General features: G+C 53.9%; 12 protein-coding genes. 5 read left to right on the forward strand and 7 right to left on the reverse strand.

Translation table 11 applies throughout. The features are described 5' to 3' along the window. Nucleotides 1-3 precede the first annotated feature (3 nt). A complete protein-coding gene (locus ACFSOY_RS14500) occupies nucleotides 4-1,254 on the reverse strand; it encodes a nucleotidyltransferase family protein (RefSeq protein WP_386047769.1) in 1,251 nt (416 codons plus the stop codon). A gap of 1,033 nt (nucleotides 1,255-2,287) precedes the next feature. Between ACFSOY_RS14500 and ACFSOY_RS14505 the strand changes: the two genes are divergently transcribed. The 3 genes from ACFSOY_RS14505 to ACFSOY_RS14515 all read left to right on the forward strand — a co-directional run bounded on the left by ACFSOY_RS14505 (nucleotide 2,288) and on the right by ACFSOY_RS14515 (nucleotide 4,749). Beyond that, nucleotides 2,288-3,169 (forward strand): isocitrate lyase/phosphoenolpyruvate mutase family protein, encoded by an 882-nt coding sequence (locus tag ACFSOY_RS14505; RefSeq protein ID WP_386047771.1) that lies wholly within the window; start codon nucleotides 2,288-2,290, stop codon nucleotides 3,167-3,169. Between the two features lie 98 nt (nucleotides 3,170-3,267). After that, complete coding sequence (locus ACFSOY_RS14510) at nucleotides 3,268-3,891, forward strand: nucleoside/nucleotide kinase family protein (RefSeq protein ID WP_386047773.1); 624 nt, start codon at nucleotides 3,268-3,270, stop codon at nucleotides 3,889-3,891. Nucleotides 3,892-4,179: 288 nt separating this feature from the next. Then, a complete protein-coding gene (locus ACFSOY_RS14515) occupies nucleotides 4,180-4,749 on the forward strand; it encodes a hypothetical protein (RefSeq protein WP_386047775.1) in 570 nt (189 codons plus the stop codon). 17 nt (nucleotides 4,750-4,766) lie between these two features. Here ACFSOY_RS14515 and ACFSOY_RS14520 read toward each other — a convergent pair whose 3' ends face one another. From ACFSOY_RS14520 to ACFSOY_RS14530, 3 genes are read right to left on the reverse strand one after another with little or no spacing between them, the layout of a single operon-like run. Further along, nucleotides 4,767-7,631, reverse strand: coding sequence for an adenylate/guanylate cyclase domain-containing protein (locus tag ACFSOY_RS14520; protein ID WP_386047777.1), 2,865 nt, complete (start codon nucleotides 7,629-7,631; stop codon nucleotides 4,767-4,769). Next, nucleotides 7,628-9,724 (reverse strand): stalk domain-containing protein, encoded by a 2,097-nt coding sequence (locus ACFSOY_RS14525; RefSeq protein WP_386047779.1) that lies wholly within the window; start codon nucleotides 9,722-9,724, stop codon nucleotides 7,628-7,630. Before ACFSOY_RS14525 ends, ACFSOY_RS14520 begins: the two co-directional genes overlap by 4 nt. Before the next feature lie 12 nt (nucleotides 9,725-9,736). Continuing rightward, nucleotides 9,737-11,395 (reverse strand): TolC family protein, encoded by a 1,659-nt coding sequence (locus ACFSOY_RS14530; RefSeq protein ID WP_386047781.1) that lies wholly within the window; start codon nucleotides 11,393-11,395, stop codon nucleotides 9,737-9,739. 196 nt (nucleotides 11,396-11,591) lie between these two features. On the opposite strand from ACFSOY_RS14530, the gene ACFSOY_RS14535 reads away from it, so the two are divergent. Further along, a complete protein-coding gene (locus tag ACFSOY_RS14535) occupies nucleotides 11,592-11,978 on the forward strand; it encodes a DUF4280 domain-containing protein (protein ID WP_386047782.1) in 387 nt (128 codons plus the stop codon). A gap of 5 nt (nucleotides 11,979-11,983) precedes the next feature. After that, nucleotides 11,984-13,660 (forward strand): MORN repeat-containing protein, encoded by a 1,677-nt coding sequence (locus tag ACFSOY_RS14540; RefSeq protein WP_386047784.1) that lies wholly within the window; start codon nucleotides 11,984-11,986, stop codon nucleotides 13,658-13,660. A 120-nt stretch (nucleotides 13,661-13,780) separates the two neighbouring features. On the opposite strand, the gene ACFSOY_RS14545 is transcribed toward ACFSOY_RS14540, so the two are convergent. From ACFSOY_RS14545 to ACFSOY_RS14555, 3 genes are read right to left on the reverse strand one after another with little or no spacing between them, the layout of a single operon-like run. Beyond that, a complete protein-coding gene (locus tag ACFSOY_RS14545; RefSeq protein WP_386047786.1) occupies nucleotides 13,781-14,434 on the reverse strand; it encodes an eCIS core domain-containing protein in 654 nt (217 codons plus the stop codon). Nucleotides 14,435-14,446: 12 nt separating this feature from the next. Next, the gene (locus ACFSOY_RS14550; RefSeq protein ID WP_386047788.1) at nucleotides 14,447-16,135 is read right to left on the reverse strand and encodes a hypothetical protein; all 1,689 of its coding nucleotides are present in this window, start codon (nucleotides 16,133-16,135) and stop codon (nucleotides 14,447-14,449) included. Between the two features lie 24 nt (nucleotides 16,136-16,159). After that, nucleotides 16,160-18,265 carry a phage tail protein gene (locus ACFSOY_RS14555; protein WP_386047790.1) on the reverse strand — a complete coding sequence of 702 codons (2,106 nt, stop codon included), beginning with the start codon at nucleotides 18,263-18,265 and terminating at the stop codon, nucleotides 16,160-16,162. Nucleotides 18,266-18,293: the final 28 nt, after the last annotated feature.

The following is an 18,293-nucleotide window of genomic DNA, read 5'->3' on the forward strand; positions in this document are numbered from 1 at the left end:
CGCTCACGCCTCGCTCCCCGTCGCACAGTGTTCGGCGATCGCGCGGTCCAGCTCAATCAGCTCTTCTCTCGTCTCCAGCCCGAAACAGCTTGCCACAAACCAGCCGACCGGCGTGCGAACGACCATCTTCCCCTTGAGACGAATCCAGCGGTAAGCACCAGGATCGCCGCTCGGCACCGGAATCAGGTGGGCGAGGATACGAAACTTATAGCGGGCGAGCACCGGGAAGAACTTCTCCGAAAAGCGCACCAGCTTCAACCGCTTGCGTCTGACCGTCCAGTTGGTAAATTTGTTGCGGTACAGGTTGAGCACTTGCAACAGGAGCGCTGTGAAGACACCATCCTGATCCACATTGTACGGAATGTAATGGTAGAAGTGCTTCCGCAAACGCTCATGTTTGGCAAACAATCTATTGGAGAAACCCTCAAGCATAAACTCGGGGATGTTCGCTTTCTGACCTGAGACCTGCTCGTAGTATTGAATCAATTGATAAAATTCCATGTCCAAATGATGGCGTTTCAGACGTGCGTGCAATTTGTGATAATCAAGTTCGGGTTGGGCCAGCAGAAGATGAAGATCGACCGCATCGCGAAGGCGAATCAGCTTGTTGCCCACCGACTCCCCGGTGAGGATCAAGATCATATCTTCTGGCGACGGGACCGGAACATCGACACCGTTGATGTCGATCAGCCGCGATTCCCCCCAGAAATCTCCGCTCAGCCAGCTCACCTCACCCATGACAAACGAGCCGACGCTCACTTCCAATTCGATCATGCAGTTGTCCAGCTGTTTGAAAAACCCGCCGACCCCGACCACCTCATCGTTTAAGATGCCGAAAGACGGCGTCATCTGGTAGTCAAACCCAAGCTCCATCACCAGCGAGATCAGCTTCCAAAACTCATCCAGGTCTGGCACCACCAGGTCGTAGTCGCCCATCTGCCGTGGACAGCCTTCCGGATAAAGGGTTTTCACCGCGTTTCCCTTGATGTAGATAAAGCGAATGCCGTTCTCTGACAGCGCTTTTACCACATCTGTAAACGCTTCATCCTGAAGCGTGCGCGTGCGCATCCGCTCGGTGTACTCCTCGTGCAGCCCCATCGATTCTTCCAACTGCAAGATCGGCACCATCATCTTGTTTTCATCTGCGATCGGTTTGACCGCTTCTTGCACTTCCTCAAACGCTCGGATCAAGCTCGGATCTTTCTTATCGGGGCTCAGCGCCAGACGATACAAAAAAGGAAGCAACTGTTGCACCTTGTCTCACTCCTTTAGCCGCTCAAAATCAGGAGAAAGGAGAGGAATCGTTCCTCTCCTTTCGATGGATCAAAAAAGCATTACTTGCGGATGTCGACAAACTCTACTTGCGGCAGAACGAGCTCTTTGCGGATGTCAACGAACGGAACAGTTTCCGAGTGCAGGTTGCGTTGCATGTCATTCACCTCCTATAAAAGTATCGAAGCGATTCACCCGCATTATTTCTTGCGGATATCAACGTACTCAACCGGATGCAGTACGAACCCTTTGCGGAGGTCAACGTACGGTACAGTTTCCATAACGATGTTGCGTTCCATGTGTATTCACCTCCTTCACAGTGATAAAAAGAAGTTGTCTGTCCGCGTTACTTCTTGCGGATGTCGACATACTCAACCGGATGCAGCACAAAACCTTTGCGGATGTCGATGAACTGAACCGGCTCTTGGTAGTAGTTGCGTTCCATCGTACACACCTCCTCTCCCATTTGGTTCTTAGCTCCGAACTATTTGCGGATATCGACGAAGTCCGGGCGTTCCATCACGAGGCCACGAACATCGATAAATTCAACCGGCTCTACGCTGCGGTTACGGGTCATTGCTTTCACCTCCTCTCAAGCGGGATCACAAAGCGCCATTACTTCTTGCGAATGTCGATGAAGCTCGGCACTTCCATCACGATCTTGCGAATGTCAATAAAATCGACAGGCTCGACTTTGCGATTGCGGATCATGTTCGGGCACCTCCCCTCTTCAGAGACAGTCGTAACCAAAACTCTTACTGTTCGCGAACGTCAATGAACGGCAACGGACGTACTACGTAGCTTTTTTCCATCGTTCGCACCTCCTCTTAGATCCAGATGGAACGGAAATGAAACGGTTTTACTAGCTTGAAAAAGTTTTCCGTTTACTCTATTATATAAATAATCAGAAAATAATCAAGATAAGTGGATAAGTTTTTTTAGTAGGGTTGATTGATGAATTATCCACTTGTAAACTATGATTACAGATGAAATTTCTTGAAAGGTGGGAACAGAAATGAATCCTAGAAAAAGATTGCGCACGATGATTGAGCAGCCTGATCACATCATTCAAGCGGTGGGGGCACACAACGCATTGGGCGCCAAGCTGGTGGAACAAAACGGTTTTGATGCGGTGTGGGCGAGCGGTTTTGAAATCTCGACCGCCCATGCAAAACCGGATGCCAACATTTTAACTATGTTTGAATTTCTTGAAGCGGCTCGGCAGATGGCCGATGCTACTCATCTGCCGATCATCGCAGACTGCGACACCGGCTTTGGGAATGTGAACAACGTCATTCGCATGGTGCGCGATTATGAAAAGGCTGGCATCGCAGCCGTCTGCATTGAAGATAAAGTGTTTCCGAAGATGAACTCTTTCATCCCAGGCTATCAGTCGCTCGCTCCGAAGGACGAGTTTGCCGCCAAGATTCGTGCGGCGAAAGACACGCAGCACGATCCTGATTTTGTGGTCATCGCTCGCGTCGAATCGCTGATTGCCGGACATGGTATGGAAGAGACATTGGCGCGCGCGTCCGCCTATGAAGAGGCAGGTGCCGACCTGATCCTCATCCATTCGAAGCAAAAAGACCCGCGTGAAATATTCGAATTTTGCCGCCATTGGAACTCGAACACGCCGCTGGTGATCGTTCCGACCACCTATCCGAGCATCACGCTCCCGGAGATGGTCGAACACAACATCAAAGTGGTGATCTATGCGAATCAAGCGCTGCGGGCAGCTGTCAAAGCGATGAACCACGTGCTGTCCCTGCTCAAATCTTCCGGTTCCCTGCTCGCCATTCAGGATGATTTGAGCCCGATGGATCAACTGTTTGAAATTCAAGGCATGAAAGAGATGATTCAACAGGAGGAGCGGTATCGCAAGCAAGAGGTGAGATAGCGGTCTGCAGTGCGCAGTTCGCGCCGCTGAAAATCAGTTCTGCGGTTTGACGATCAGGCTGACCGCAATCGATCGCGATCCGAAAGGAGTGTTGAAGCATGAACCCGTTTTTGGTGATTGAAGGTGTGGATGGAACGGGCAAAAGCACCGTCTGCGCAGCACTGGAGCAAGATCAAGGGGCTGCTTTTTATAAAGGAATGTCTCCCGAATGGCGAGATTTCAGAGATTTTGTCGATGAGGATGCGGATGACTTCAGCCGCTTGCTCTACTATTTTGCATCGGTCACCTATACGTCAGGAAAGGTCAAGCAGTCACAGGAGACGCTGCCCGTCATCTGTCATCGCTATTTTGCCACCTACTTAGCGATCTTTTCGCTGAATACAAAAACCCCGCTTTCCCAGCTGAAAGAAGCTTTTGCTCCGGTTCGTGCGCGCATGGTCACACCAGATCTGACCATCCTGCTGACAGCAGACCACGAAGAGCTAAAACGGCGCCTGCTCGCTCGGGTGCATGAGCTGAAAGCGACCGACATGCGCGTCGTCAACTCGGTCGAATACACGCTCAACTTTGAGCTCGCCCTGCGCGAAGTGCTAAGTTGGGATGGGGAGTATGCGGTGCTCAACACCACGGGCAAAACGCCGGATGAGGTCATCGCCGAGGCGCGTCAACTCTGCGAACAACACATTCAGAACTGGAAACCGGTCTCTCACGAGGTGCGCTGATCGTTCGATACCGCTCGATCAGCGCAGCGTCGAACAGTCACTGCCGAGTGTAACCCCCGTGTTGCCAACAACAAAAGAGAGCGAGCGCATCTGTCCAGATGCGCTCGCTCTCTTTTCCTTCTCCTTCGATCGGTGATCAGCAGTTACACTTTCAGATGCAGAAAATTCAGTTCTATATCGAATAAATATCAAACATGTTACTCTTGATCAAATCGTTTTATATGAGTAATTATTGTGATATGATTAGATGGTAATTTCCCACCCTCATTCAGAGAGGAGATGTTGCAAGTGGAAAATTTGACACGCCAACTTGACCAAATGCCGTACGATTATCAACCATCTCTCCAAGAGGTCATTCAGGATGAATCGATCTCCCGTCTGCAAAGCGTCATCGAAGGGCGCACCGGCTTTGATCTGCCTGCAGGCACGACACGACTCGTATTGCACATGTTTCCAGAAAGCGCGTTTGTTGACCCGAAGGAGTATGACATCCATCCATTGGCACCCCTTTCCTCACCCGAGTGCATCACCGAGAATGATATCTACAGCATCACCTCCTACATCAAGATTCCACACACGCGAAACACGCTCTCTTATACCCAGTTCTTTCAAGATGGCTTTCTTGAGGCTGTCGATTGTTCCCCTCTATCCGATTCACAATTCGTCCAGCAGATCGTTCAATATCTGGAGGCGTTCCAAGCGATTGGCATTGACCTCCCCGTTCATATACGTCTTTATCACATCGATGAGCACAACCAAGCATTCCAACTCGCTCCACTCCTCACCACCAGCGAAGAAAACACCAGAGAGCGGTTGGAACAACTGCTCGCATCGAAACAGAAAGAGCCTCTCGATTGAGAGGCTCTTTGCTTTTGCTAGACTTCAAGCGTTCCTTTCCAGTCATACTCCAAGCCGGTTCTAAAGTTTTCATCGCAAACATAGAAGTACAGCTGCGCAATTTTGTCTGCCGGATTTTGACGAATGACCTCTAAGAACGCTTCGCGCGCATCGTAAAAGCGACCTTGCTGATACTTGATGATCGCCGATTCGAACAATTCCTTCGTCTTTTGCTTCAAGCGGCACTGCTCTTCACCGTCCGCCTCAAAGATATCGTAGAGCTCGATCGGCTCGGTCATCTTCTCCTTGATCAGGAGCAAGCCGAGGCTGCGCGCTCGATACTTGTCGCGATCTTCGATCATCACCCAGACGCGCGCGGGCAAGAGGATGGTCGCACCCAGCTTGTCCGAAATCTCCTCAAACACCATCGTCACCTGCACGCTGTCTGAGATCACGCTGACCTCCAGGCGCTCCTCCGCCCCGATGATGCCGAGCATCAACGGACCGTGTTGAATGCCGATGCCCACCTCGATGCGCGCCTTTCCCCGCTCGATGCGACGAACGTTGTACGACTCGATCGATCGCTTCATCTCCACCGCCGCCTGCACAGCCTCGCTCGGGCTGTCGGGGAACACCGCCAAGATCCCATGATCCATATACTTGCTCACATTGCCGTTGTTGTGGTCGACGACCGGTGAGATCACATGGAGAAAGCGGTTGATAAAGTTGAAGTTGTCCTCCGTCTTGTCCTTCATGTCCTCCATAAACTGATGGAAATCGCGAATGTTGACGACGAGGATGCTCATCTCCAGCTCCACCTGATCGCCCAGCTCAACATGGCGAATGTCAGGTTTGCCCAAGTAGTCCAAAAACTTTTCCGGAACAAAATGTCGATAGCCATCGCGGAATTCGCGCAGCTCGATCACTTTTCGCTCCACTTGGGTCGACATGTCGTTGAAGCTGTGTCCCAGCGCCGCCACCTCGTCTTGCGAGTTGACTGCGACACGAGTCCCCCAGCGCCCTTTGGCGATCTGATTGGCGCTGTTGCTCAAGTTGCGGATCGAGGTGAGCAAGATGATCGTCACCGTCAGCACGACGAGCAGGATCAGAACCGCAAACACGGTCAATTTTTGCAGCGTGCCATACCAGTAGCTATCCATGCGCAGTTCGAAGCCATGCATGTTGAACCCCGCTTCATAGACGCCGATCACCTTCGACTTGTCCGCGTTGAACAGCGGTCCGAGCGCGAAGAGCCAAGTCCCGTTTTCATCTTCCGATTGGCAGGTCAGGTACTCTTGATGCTCCAGCGCTCTGTTGTAATCAAAATCGGCGCCGATCTTCCGCAATTGTCCAGTGGATGGGTCGCTGACCATACAGGCGGAGATCGCCGTGTCATCGACCGCCACTTCGAACGAATCGAACATGCGGAGATCGTTGTCATCTTCCACCACTTCGTACAGCCGGCCATCTTTGTATTTATACACCATCATGTAGAACTTGCCATAATGATCGCGGAAGTTCAGTTTCGCCTTGATCGCTTGATAGGCTTCGCTCATATAGTCCTGCGGCGAATTGATGCGGATCAGCTGCTCCGGGTCGACCAGATTTTGACCATCGTGCGCCACATAGATCAGTGAACGCCTGACCTCGTCCTCGATGTCTGCTCGAAAATCCTTTTGAACCAGATAGGAGAGCAGAAGCATCGACAGCGAGATCAACGGAATCATGATGAACAGTTGCTTATAGATCAGCGAGCGGGGCATGATGTCGACATAGAGAATCTTCAGGATGAAAAGCAGCAGGAGCGCCGCCACAGCTGCGCCGATCCAGACCAAATACTGACGAAACTTGGTGCTGCTCGAATAGCTCAACGGGACGAATTCTTTCGTTGGCGTGTAGAGCACCGCATGTTGATCGATCGTCACCAGCAAGTTCCCGCTCTCCGTCACGCCTAAGCTCTTGATCGGGAATTCGGGTCGCTCCTCCTCGTCATTGAGCTGCTGAGCGAGTGCGGAGGCAACCTCTTTCTGCGTAAACACCGTCTCGACCTTTGCAGGATCGAGCAGGGAGAAGCGCTTCACACTCTCGCCGTATTGATCGAGGAAATAGACGTCCGTCCCCAGCAGCTTCACATCTTCCGCATACGTTCCGATCTGCCCTGTTCGATTCTGCGGATACAACCGTTCTGACGCTCGATAGATCTCACCCTTTTTCGTGGTGTAGATCAACTCTTTCGATTTGACACCGACAATATCTGAGACGGTCGTATCAAGCGGGAGATGCGCGCTGGTCACCTTGCTGAAGCGATTGAACTCCGGGTCCCATTCATTCAGGTCGAGCTCAGCTTCAGACTCTTGTGTGATCAGAAACAGCTTACCCGCCTTGTACTGCAAAGCGAGGATCGTGCCACCGCGCAGCGAGGAGCGCTCCGTCACCGAGTACGGACGAGAGAAGCCGACCCAGTCCGAATCGAGCTCACCATCCGCATCGTATCGAACGATCGCCTCATGCTTGAGTGTCAGGGCGTTGATGTCCATCACCCGCACCACAGCGTACAAGCCCCCGTCTTCAGCGGGCAACACCTGATCAAACGTGACAAACGACAAGTTCTCGTCTGTCATCGCCACCTCTTTCGTGTTCAGGCTGGCAAACTCGGAGACGGGCGGCGCTTCGATCTTATACTTGAGCGTGCCGTCCAGACCCAATTTGACAATCGACTGCTTTGCTTCGCTGATGATGTAAAAATTGTCATTCGCGTCTGATGTGATTCGATATGCATTTTTTATCGGAACCAACGAGTCGAACGATGGTTTCGCGAGATACAGCGAGTTTTGATAGGTTACGAACCCGATCGTCGAGATCAAGAGCAACAGGATGAGGAGCCGGATAAGATTTCGTCTCATCGGCTGATACCCCCTTTGATCTCAACCGTCTGGGTCGGGCCATCCCAAGCGACGTCAAGCCCGAGCGCTTCCATGACAAATCGCAGCGGCACGACGGTGCGACCGGCGATGAGACGAGGCGGGGTATCGAGCTTCACTTCACGCCCGTCGACCAGCGCCGTCTTCGCTCCGATCTTGCAGTAGACGGTCGTCCCCTCTTTGGTGATCGTGACGCTCTGCTCCTCTTGGTTCCATTTGACTGCCGAACCGAACGACTCGGAGATCGGCCGGATGTGAATCAGAGTGCGATCCTCCAGGATGAGCGGCGGCATCATAAACTTGATGTCCACCCGCTTGGCGATCAGATGATCGACCGGAAGCACCGTCGCTTTCGGCTGCTCGCTCTGAATCTGTTTTTGCAAGCTCTGCAGCAGCTCAAGCTCTTCAGGCGTATATTTTTGCTTTTCGATCTGCTGGATGCGCTGGATCGCCTCCTTGTGCAGCTCCTGAAGCGAGGCGCTTTTCACTCCGCCCGTCTCCAACTGCACTTCCTTCTGCTTCTGCTCCGCTCGCTCTTTCTCTACAAACAGCTTTTCTTTCTGCGCGCCGAGCAGTTTGCCCTCAAGCACCGTCAACTCCTGATTCAACAAGACCGCCTCTTCTGACGTCGCCCGTTTTAGTTTGTCGATCAGCTTCAGCTTCGCCTCCTCGATCTGGAAGATCAGATCGACGAGCGCTTGCTCCTCAGCAGTAAGCTCCGCCTCCGCCTGCACCAGGGGGATCAACAGCTGATCTGCCAGCTCTGCCGCACCTTTCGCTTTCGCCGCTGCGATCTCCGCTTTGATGCGGGCGACCTGCGCGTGAAGCGCTGTGACACGCCCCTCTTTCCTCGCGGTCTGAATTTCTTGGACACGGGCAGCCATCGTGTTGAGCTTGGCGAGCAACAGGGCGGCCAGCTCTTTTTGCGCAAGTTTCTCCGCGCTTTGAAACCCGACCTCGATCAGCTTGCTCTCCGCTTGCAGCTGTTTCTTTTCCTCAGCCAACGATGCTTCCTTCACCTCGGCGATCTTGCCCTTCAGCGTTTCGATCTCCTCCGCGCTGCTCGCCTCCCGCAGGCGCTTTTCCAGCGCTGTGACCTGAAGCGTGAGCAATGCATGCTGAAACAGCTTGGTGGTCTTGTCCACCTCGTCGAGCTTTTCCAACAGCTCTTTTGCTCGCTTGCTCTGCGATGTGTTGATCGCCTCGTTTAGATCTTGCGCCAGCTGCATGCTACCTGCGATCGCCTTCTCCAGTTCGGTCGCAAGGACAGCCTTTTTAAAGGCGAGCAGATCATCCTCCGCTTTCTGCCGCTGCGCCAACAGCTTTTTCACAGCTGCCAGATCGCCGCTGTTTTTCGCCGCCTGCAATTCGGCTTCCACCTGTGCCAGATCTGCCTCCAGCTTTTTCTGCAGATCCGCTTGCGCACCTTTGACCGCGCTTTCCAACAGCTTTTCCGGGTTGGCGAGCTTATCGAGCTCTTCGGCCGCCCCGTCGCTATCGCCAGCTTTTAGCGCTTGAAGAAAATCGACCTGCGCTTTTAAGGAGGCCGCCTTGATCGAGAGCTGCAGGGCGAGCGTGTCATCCTTCGCTTCGACCGCCTTCTTGTTGTCCTCCTCCGCTTTGCTCTGCAACTCCTTGAGCTCGGCGATCTGCCTGTCCAGCTCAACTGGTGTTTCCAACCATTCGATCTTCTGTTTGCCCGACTCCATCCGCACCCAGATCGTCACCTTCAGCTTGTCGATCTCCGCATTGGTGACCGGCGATCCGCTCGGGTTGAGGATCGCCGAGAGATCAAACCCGTTTTTGATGTTGAACCAAGTTCCAGCGGCAAATTCGGACTTGTAAAACATGCCCTGGTCCGACTGGTCGCTGCTCGACTTGGCTGCATCGAGCACAGGCTTTGTCAGCGCCTCTTTCTGAATCAGATACGTACCGATCAAAAGATGTCCACTCGCCACTTTGGACGCTGTCGGTCGCTCTGCTGCTGTCGCTTTCGGCGCGGCGAACAACCCTGAGCTGCACAGTGAAAGGGCGAGCAACAAAGCGACAAACTTACTGCTTCGTTTCTTCGTCATGGCGATTCTCCTTTATTTCTTGATCAACGTTCCGCTTGGAGCATACCCCTCCAAGAGCGCTTCTTCTCCCTTTGTATCGCCTTTGTAGAACACGATGTACAGGTCGCTGATGTCGCTGAAGACGATGTTTAAATGCAACACCTCTCCTTTGATCGGCATGCGCTCTCCGATCTGCTTGCCAGACTTTTTGGAGTGAAGCGAATAGTGCGTCACTTCACTTCCCTCTTTTAGATCGACGAGCGAAAGCTTGCTGGTCATCCCTTCTGCAGCTGGTGTCAGTTTCCAGCCTCCGAGCGAGCGATCATCGCGGGGCGGTTGGATCAGCGGATCCAACCCGCTGTCTACCTGATATGGAAGGATGCCGTTTCGGGTGACGACGCCGCCAGACGTATCCAAGTTCAACTTCGACAGCGTCATTCGATAGGCGAGGTAGGTGGCGGTCACCACTTCGCCCGCCTGCGCTTCTAACGCTTTGATCGCATCGAGCTCCTCCTGCTTGAGCAGTCCGAAGCGATGCTTCTGTTCCGCATCTTTGGTGGCGACGCGCGCCTTATCTTGCGCTTTCATCGCTTGGATGTGCGTCTCTTCCGCCTGTTTGACCGCAAGATAGGTCGTTTTGATCTTGGCGGCGAGCTTCTGCCGCGCATCGTTCTCTTTTAAGCGCGCTTTGTCAGATTCGAGCATCGCGATCGGCAAAGAGTTCTGAATGTCTTCAAAGTAGCGCAAGCCCTCATACTCTCCTTGCAGCTCTTTTTTCGGCACCTGTTTCAGAAACGGGAGCGAAAAGACGAGAATCCACGTTTTGCCGCGCCACTTCTGTTCGATGCTCTCGGCCAACTCGTTGTATTTGATCATAAAGGAGGCGTAATCAGGTTCCTTGGTCGGGGAATAGGTCGATTCGAGGATTTGCATCGCTTCTTGTCCAAACTTGTTGGTGTACAGTTGGCGAACGAGGCTGACTTTCGATTCGGCCAGTCGGCGCGCCTCCGTCTCCTTCCACAGCTCAAGATCTTCTCGCTCGGCAAGGGCGATCAGCTGCCAGAGCGAGCTTTGGTTGAGCAGCGCATATTGGCGCGGCACGTCAAACGAAAACGGGCCATCCAGATCGAGGCTGACCTTCAGTCCGAGTTCGTTGCGGCTGCTCTTAAAGGCGAGCTCTGCCACCATCAGCCCAGAGCGCGCCACCTCCGCCTCCGCTTTGGCCGCCTCGACATCCTCCCGCTTGGCATACCCGTAGAGCGCCTTGTTCGACAGATCAACCGCTTTTGCTTCCGCCTTCTTCAACGTCATCTGCGCCTTTTGGACAGACAGCTGTGCTTGATATGCGTTTATGTAAAGCTGCTCGATCTCCAGGGCGAGCGACCGCTTTTTGTTTTCGATCTCGCGCTCTGCCTTTTTCACTTCAAACTGCGCGAGCGGAATCTTCGTTCCGAGGTCGATGTCGCGGCTTAAACTGTGTTCTTTCGCATGTTTGCTCGCATCTTTCTCCGCCTGGCTGTTTACCGCTTGATACGCTTGAATCAACTCATATTGCTTTTTTTGCAGGTTGCTCGTGACATCCTTCAGCTCGGGGCTCGTTTTGATCCCGCGTTCCACCAGCTCTTGGATCGACAGCGATGGCGCTGCATAGACGACCGCTGTGGGCTGGATGACAGGCAGAGCGCTCTGCACGGTCAGCATACAAACGGTGAGAAAAGAAACTGCAGCAGTTTTCCGTCCTAGGTTTAAAATTTGAAGGCCCCCTCCCACAATATGAACTACAATTTCAATCTTACTACATACCGCTATCATTTCGCATCTAAATTTACAACAATAAAGAGATAATTTATGGTACATTTAGAGGAGGAATTGAAAAGGGGAGACTGCGATGGGGTTTGTGGTATGCGGAGGAGCACAGATGCAGTGTAGCTTTGGCGCCTCGCCGAGCGCGCTGATGGTGCTTCCGATCAATAAAGTGTTGACTTCAATGCCGATTGCAAACATCATGGACAACAAACCGATGGTTAACGTTCTGCCGTTTGGCATGTGCAAATCGCTGGCCAATCCGACCGTCGCGGCGGCGACCGCCGCCAACAAAGGAGTGCTGACGCAGATGCCCTGCATCCCGGTGACCACCGCACCGTGGGCGCCAGGCAGTCCGACGGTGCAGGTGGCGAACATGCCGGCCTTAAATAACAGTTCTAAGCTGATGTGCAACTGGGGTGGCGTGATTTCGATCACCCAGCCTGGCCAACAGACGATACAGGTGCCCTGATGAAAATGCTGTTACAATTATCCAATCAGATCATCAAGCCGGTGGTGACGCCATTCATCGCCAAAGTGCAAAAATGGATCGCTGCGATCCGCGATCTGCCCAAAGCGGCCCAAGCCAAGTTTGAAGCGACGCTTCAATCGAAAGAGAAGTCGCTGAAGGACTACGTCCGCTTCGGCAGCCTCTATGTGTCGAAACGGCTGATCTTGATCATCCTCCTCCTGACTATCGCCTTGTCCATTCTGGCTTACTATTTCCTCTGTGTGAATCCACCAGCCTTCTTGCGCGAGCTGCTCGGGCGCAACGTGTTTGTCGAGAACTCCAAGGAAGTGGACGCCTACTCTGGCTACGGCAAGGTGGTCGACGAACATGGCGTTCTGCTCTACGAAGGGGATTTGCAAAAGGGCAAGTATTCGGGCAATGGCATCATCTACAACGGTGCGGGCAACATTCTGTACAAAGGTGAGATGAAAGACGGCAAGATGCACGGGAGCGGCGAAAAGTACAACGGAATGGGACAGCTGTTGTACAAGGGCAGCTTTGTGGACAACGTGTACGAAGGCGAAGGCAAAACCTACTATTCAAACGGCGCCATTCGCTACTCGGGCGCCTTTAAACAAGGCAAGATGACCGGAGATGGCACGCTGTACTACCAATCGGGCAAGCTGATGTACAAAGGTCTGTTCGTCGAAGATAAGTATGCGGGCAAAGGCACCGAATACTTCATGACCGGAAAAGTCAAATATGATGGCCTCTTCCTCAACCACCAGTACGATGGCGAGGGAAAACTATTTGAGGAGAGCGGCAACAAAGTATATGAAGGCATGTTTTCGTCCGGCCGCTATCAGGGAGCTGGGAAACTGTACGCGCTGTCGGGCAAACTGCTCTACGACGGCAATTTTAAAGAGGGGCTCTACAGCGGCGAGGGCAAAGAGTTCTACAGCAACGGACTTGTCAAATATGCAGGTCAGTTTGCGGCTGGCAAGTATCAGGGCGAAGGCAAGCTGACGGCGGAGAAGGGCAAGCCGATCTATGTCGGCGCCTTTGTCGCAGGCAAGTATGACGGCGCTGGGGAACTGTTCAATGCGGACGGCGTCTTGCGCTACAAAGGTCAGTTTCAGTCAGGACGGGAGCATGGGCTTGGTGAGCGATACAACCCAAAAGGTTTCATCGTATTCAAAGGGCCGTTTCAGTACGGTCATCCGTTCTATCCCGGGTTCCTCGGCCTCGCACCGCAGAAGGTGGAAGAGCTGCTGGGCAAGCCGACAGATGTCCGCATCTCCGAGCAAGGCGTCAAGGCGCTGGAGCTCGTCTATGCGGGAGAGAGCATGCTGTTTCGGGCGGAGCTCGACCCGACCAACCTCGATCCCGACCCGGAAAAGCAGAAAGAGGCGAAAGTCACCTCGGTGCAACTATGGGGAGCGGAGCAGTTGGCCGAGCTGCAGCAGATGCTGGATGAAATGAAGAAAGCTGCCAAAGATGCAGCTTCCGATCCAAGTGGCACCTCTGGCCAATCGGGCGGCAAGACGGGCGATGCGCCCAAGGATGATGAGCCTGCCCCCCCACCGCTTAAAGTGGTGCGCGAGTCTGGCAATGTGACGCTCTATCAGATCGGCGACTATTGGTACTACTGCTCGTATAACGGCTCAACGATCGCGCGCGCAGAGATCACCTACGCGCTGTAGCTCGAAAAGCGATCAAAACGCCACGCAGAGCTAACCGAATGCTCTGCCCAATCCAAAAAATAAACCCCAAAAACCATGTTGTCCACGGTTTTTGGGGTTTTTCATTTCGATCGCTGCCGCTCATTCTTCTTCGAGCTTCAGGCTGGCCGCTTGCCTGCCGCGCAGGTCAGCTTCCTGTTCGAGAGAAGGATCGTCATTGACAGCAAGCCCGTTGATCGAGCTGGTCGGCTGTACGCGACCCTGTCGCTGTTGGACGACATGTGCGAGCTCATGGCCGAGCAGCTCTTGACCAGATTGGCTGTGCGGTTCGAACTTCCCTTGGGCAAAGTGGATGTCGTTGCCCTGCGCGTAGGCGAGCGCACCCACATCGGAAGCGCGGCTGCCCTCATGGATCTTCACATCGGAAAAATCGGCCTGAAACGCTTGCTCCATCTTCATCTGCACATCTTCCGGCATCCTGTTTGCGCCGGCGCTCTGCATTTGCATGGGAGCGGAGCGCTTCATCTGCAACTCCTCTTCCTCCGGCATCCGCTGAGCAGGGTCCTGCTTCAACTGCAGCTCCTCTTCCTCTTCGAGCGGGGACCTCTGCGCCGCTTTTCGCTGAATCTGACCGCTCAAGTAGCGGGTCGTCGCTTGGTTGCCAAAAGAGCGTTGCATCTGCAGCAACGTGTTTTGCATCGGCGTTCCAGAGGTTGCTCGCGCGTTGTTTTTCTGCTGACTGACAGAGGTGGAATTCGCATTGCCCTTCGCCTTTCCTTGCATCTGTCTTGCCAAGGTCAACCCCTCCTATACGTCATCTTCTTCTGAAGAAGCAGCTTCTGAGCGGAACGGCCGAGCGGAGGCGGCGCTTCCTTCCGGAGCTTGGATCGCCCACCAGCGGATGCACACTTTGCTCATCTCAGTCGCCCCGTAGATCTTCAAGCCGATCCGAAAGGTGCCCTTTTTCGGGTAGACGAGCACGCCCACCGAATGCTTGGGCAGATAGGATTCATAATCGCTATCGAAAAACACGTCCTGATCTCCGTAGTAGACCACATCCCCTTGGTTTAGCAGCGAATCGCACTCCTCGACACCAACTTGAACCAATACATCGCCCGTACCAAGTCCATGCTCGATCTCTTCCGAGTAGAAGATGCGCTCCCCCTTGGAAAACGGGTTGATGCCGGTGCGATGCCCACCGGAGAGCATCAGCTCCGTCGAGCCGACCGCCGTCTTGAAAGGAGCGTTTTTCCCCGCGGCGTTTTTGCTCCCCGACGCCCGCTTTCCTTCCGGCAGACCAAGCTTGAAGTAAAACTCCTGCTTGATCGGGTCATACTGCACATCAAACTTCGGCTGTTCATCGGCGGGCAGCTTCTCAGCCTCCGCCTGCACGCGAAAGTGTGGATGCGCGGATAGCTGATGTTCGACGCTTGCCGCCTGCTGATCGAGACCGAGATTGGTCAACAGCGAGTGGTTGTAGATATGATCGCCAAACGGCACCGTCTCGATATGGTCGATCATAAATGCGGCGCCCGCCTGCTGAAGATAGATCTTTGCCAGGTACAGGCAGGAGTCAGAATCTGCCTCCAGCGCCTTGTCGAGCGAGCGAGCGTAATACTCTTCCAAGATGCGATCGCGGAAGCTGCTCGCCCCGATCTCGATGTTTTGAATGCTCGGCAGGTTGGCTAACACCTGCTCGTTGCCGATCTCGATCTTCGAGTTGTCGCGCAGGATGGCGACCGTCGCATCATGGCTTGCCGAATCATGCGCCCGCAGTTGATAGGTAAACTCAAAGCGCGTCTCTTTCGCTCCCTGTGGAATCTCGCAGGTGACCTTGTTGCCCGCCAGCGGATCACACCCTGCGGTCATCAGTTCAAACTCCAACAGCAGCCGCTGTGTCTGCAACGCTCGCTCGACGATGACCTTCGCTTCGAACACCCCACCCGCCTGCACATAGCGCGGGACTTCATGCAAGATGTGCACGCCACCGCCTTGGAACAGTTCGGACGTCGTGAACGCCAAGTTGTGATGTTCAAACTTGGAAAGGCCGGGCGCCTCTTCGCGAACGAACACTTTGTACCCTTCGAACATGCGGTTGTACTCGTTCACCTCGTCCTTTCGCACAGACGTGTTGGCGATCGAATGCACCGGCTCTTTGCCCTTCTCGTCATAGGCGATGCAGAGGTAGATCTGCTTGGTGTATTCGCCGTTGTTGACAAAGCCCGGCACGACGGAAAGATTGTAGGTCATCGGATCGGAGACGACGATCTCGCGGCCGAGGTGGTCAAGACCTACCCCCGCCTGTAGCGAGAACGACCGCTCATCCACCTTGACAACCTGCAGTCCAGCGACGACGCCGGTGCCGAACAGCAGGCGGTTGAGCAGGCGCCGCTTGTCATTAAAATAGGTCTGCTCCGATTCAAAATCACGAACGGTGAGCAGTTTGCCATAAAAGTAGCGGTTGCGTTCAAATGGAAAAAATCGTGATTTTTGCATATCCAAACTCCTTTTTCTCCCGATTTATTCTAAATTGGAATCGAGTTCCAAGCGTGTATGCAGACCGATCCTGTTGTCGCGATCGATGTCGATCAGCACCGTGTTGTTCGGCATCGAAGCCTGATCATCGAGCACGAGCAACCTCGGCTCGGACAAGAACGTGTTGATGCCGAGATAAGAGTGCGTGCCGAGGTAGATGCGCGGTTCCAGCACGACCAACTGCGCTTCTGAGAAGGCTGGCTTTTCTTCGTCGATGATCTTTTGCAAGATTTTCCGCTCTTCATCACTCTTGACCACATGTGGTTTGATCAGCACGCAGAATCGATAGGGGTCGAGGCCGTACAGCTGTTCCATGTAATCTTTGATATCCGCTTTTTCCAGCAGATACTTGTATTGAAAATATTCGATGATATACGGCTTCTCCCCCGTAAAGATCTCGATCATCTCCTGAATCCCCGCCCGAGTCCCGCGCTTTTTGTACAGTTCGGTGCTCTGCTTCATCAGCCTGCGCACTTGATCGCTGCTCCAGCGGTCGTCGACAGAGATTCCCACCCAGGTCGCCAGCCAGCGCAAAAGATCGCCTGACGACGAATCGACATCAAAAAATCGGGACATGTGATCGATCGTCTCTTCCATCTCTTCGAAAAAAGTGCCGTACAGCGAAAGATAGCGCTCTAAAAAGTCACGGCTCACAGGATCTTGCTGATACACGCTCGGCAGGTAGTTCAGATAGGAGTTGCGCGGGAAGTACACCCGCAGTTTACGCAGCAGTGGTGAGAGGCGATCATTGCCCCTCCACTCGATCTTAAGCCAGATGTAGCGCCCCTTCGCCTGCAGCAGCGCGTCTTGTGGATTGACCAGCGGACGGGAAAAGACCCGATCGAGCTGCACAAGCTTGGTTTCCAGCGAGATCTCTCGGTCCTGCAGGTACTGGTCGAGTTGAATGCGCTGCCCGTCGAGCATCAGCTCTTTCTGATCTGCCGAGAAGTAGGAAATGCGCAATTGCGTCTCATCGGGAAGCTCTCGCTCGACGGTGATCTTGTGCCAGACCGTCTCCGCTTCTGTGCTGTCAAACGCTTGCGTGAAGTAGATTCCCTTCAGCGCGCCCTGACCATCCCCCAGCGGCTTGGTGCGCAATTTCTGCTCCAAGACGGTGATCAGATTCTCCTCTTGGTTCCACACGTACATTTTGCTGGCATAGCCCACCAGCAGTTTTTTCGCCTGTCCCCGGTAGCCGAGCACCGCGTCCACATAGCGGCCATCCGCCTGATAATGGTGCACAAAGCGGTTGTCCTCCCAAGCTTGTTCGATCGAGTGGTCATCGCCGATATAGAGCGATCCGAACGGATCGACGCCGAGGCCGGACGGTGAACCGATCACCTTGACCGGGAGGGTCGCTTCATGGCCCCCGCTCTGCGCAAAGGTGAAGACCGCGCGCTCGGCCGTGTTCAGAATGTATAGCTTCCCACCCGAACCGACGGTGAAGAAGAGACTTTCTTGCAAGCTGAGCAGCGAAGTCTCCTGTTTGATCAGCAGCGAGCGGTGCTGGTACAACCGCTGCGGTCGACCTCCCGAATCGATCTTCAAAACGCCGTAATAGCTGTTTTCGGTGGCGTGCAGCCCGGTCGCTCGCTGAACAGGGTCGAACACGAACAGCACATACGCATCGCCGTGGCGATCGGTCGTGATCGCGAGCGGATGGACGGGGATGCCGCTGTACTCGTTGAGCCTCCAGACCGCCTGGCCAGTGTCCGGTGAGTAGGCGACCAGCCGGTTTTCGCCTTCCAGCTGGGAGACGAGCAAGTGGGTTCCGACCTCTGTCAGCTTCGCCCGTGCGGAAAATTGCCCATGACCGCCTGGCAAGATCAGATCCGCATAATGGTTTTCATAGTCGTATAGAAAAACGTTTGCCTGCCGATCGAGCAGATACAGCTTCTCATTCTCGCCGAGCGCGAAGTCTTCCAATTGCTGAAGCCCTTCGATCAGGTCCAGCCGCACCGTCTGATAGAAGCCAAAGCGCTCCGTCTGCTCGATCAGCACACCCTGCTCGGTGACGGTCAGGTTGTGCAAAGCTCCTTTTTTCCAATCCGCTTGGCGATTTAAGGAAAAAAAGGTCGTGTCATCATACAACGGGAATCACCTCCATTTCGCTCGCACC

It is taken from the genome of Tumebacillus lipolyticus (genome assembly GCF_042682745.1).
Taxonomy (GTDB): domain Bacteria; phylum Bacillota; class Bacilli; order Tumebacillales; family Tumebacillaceae; genus Tumebacillus_A; species Tumebacillus_A lipolyticus.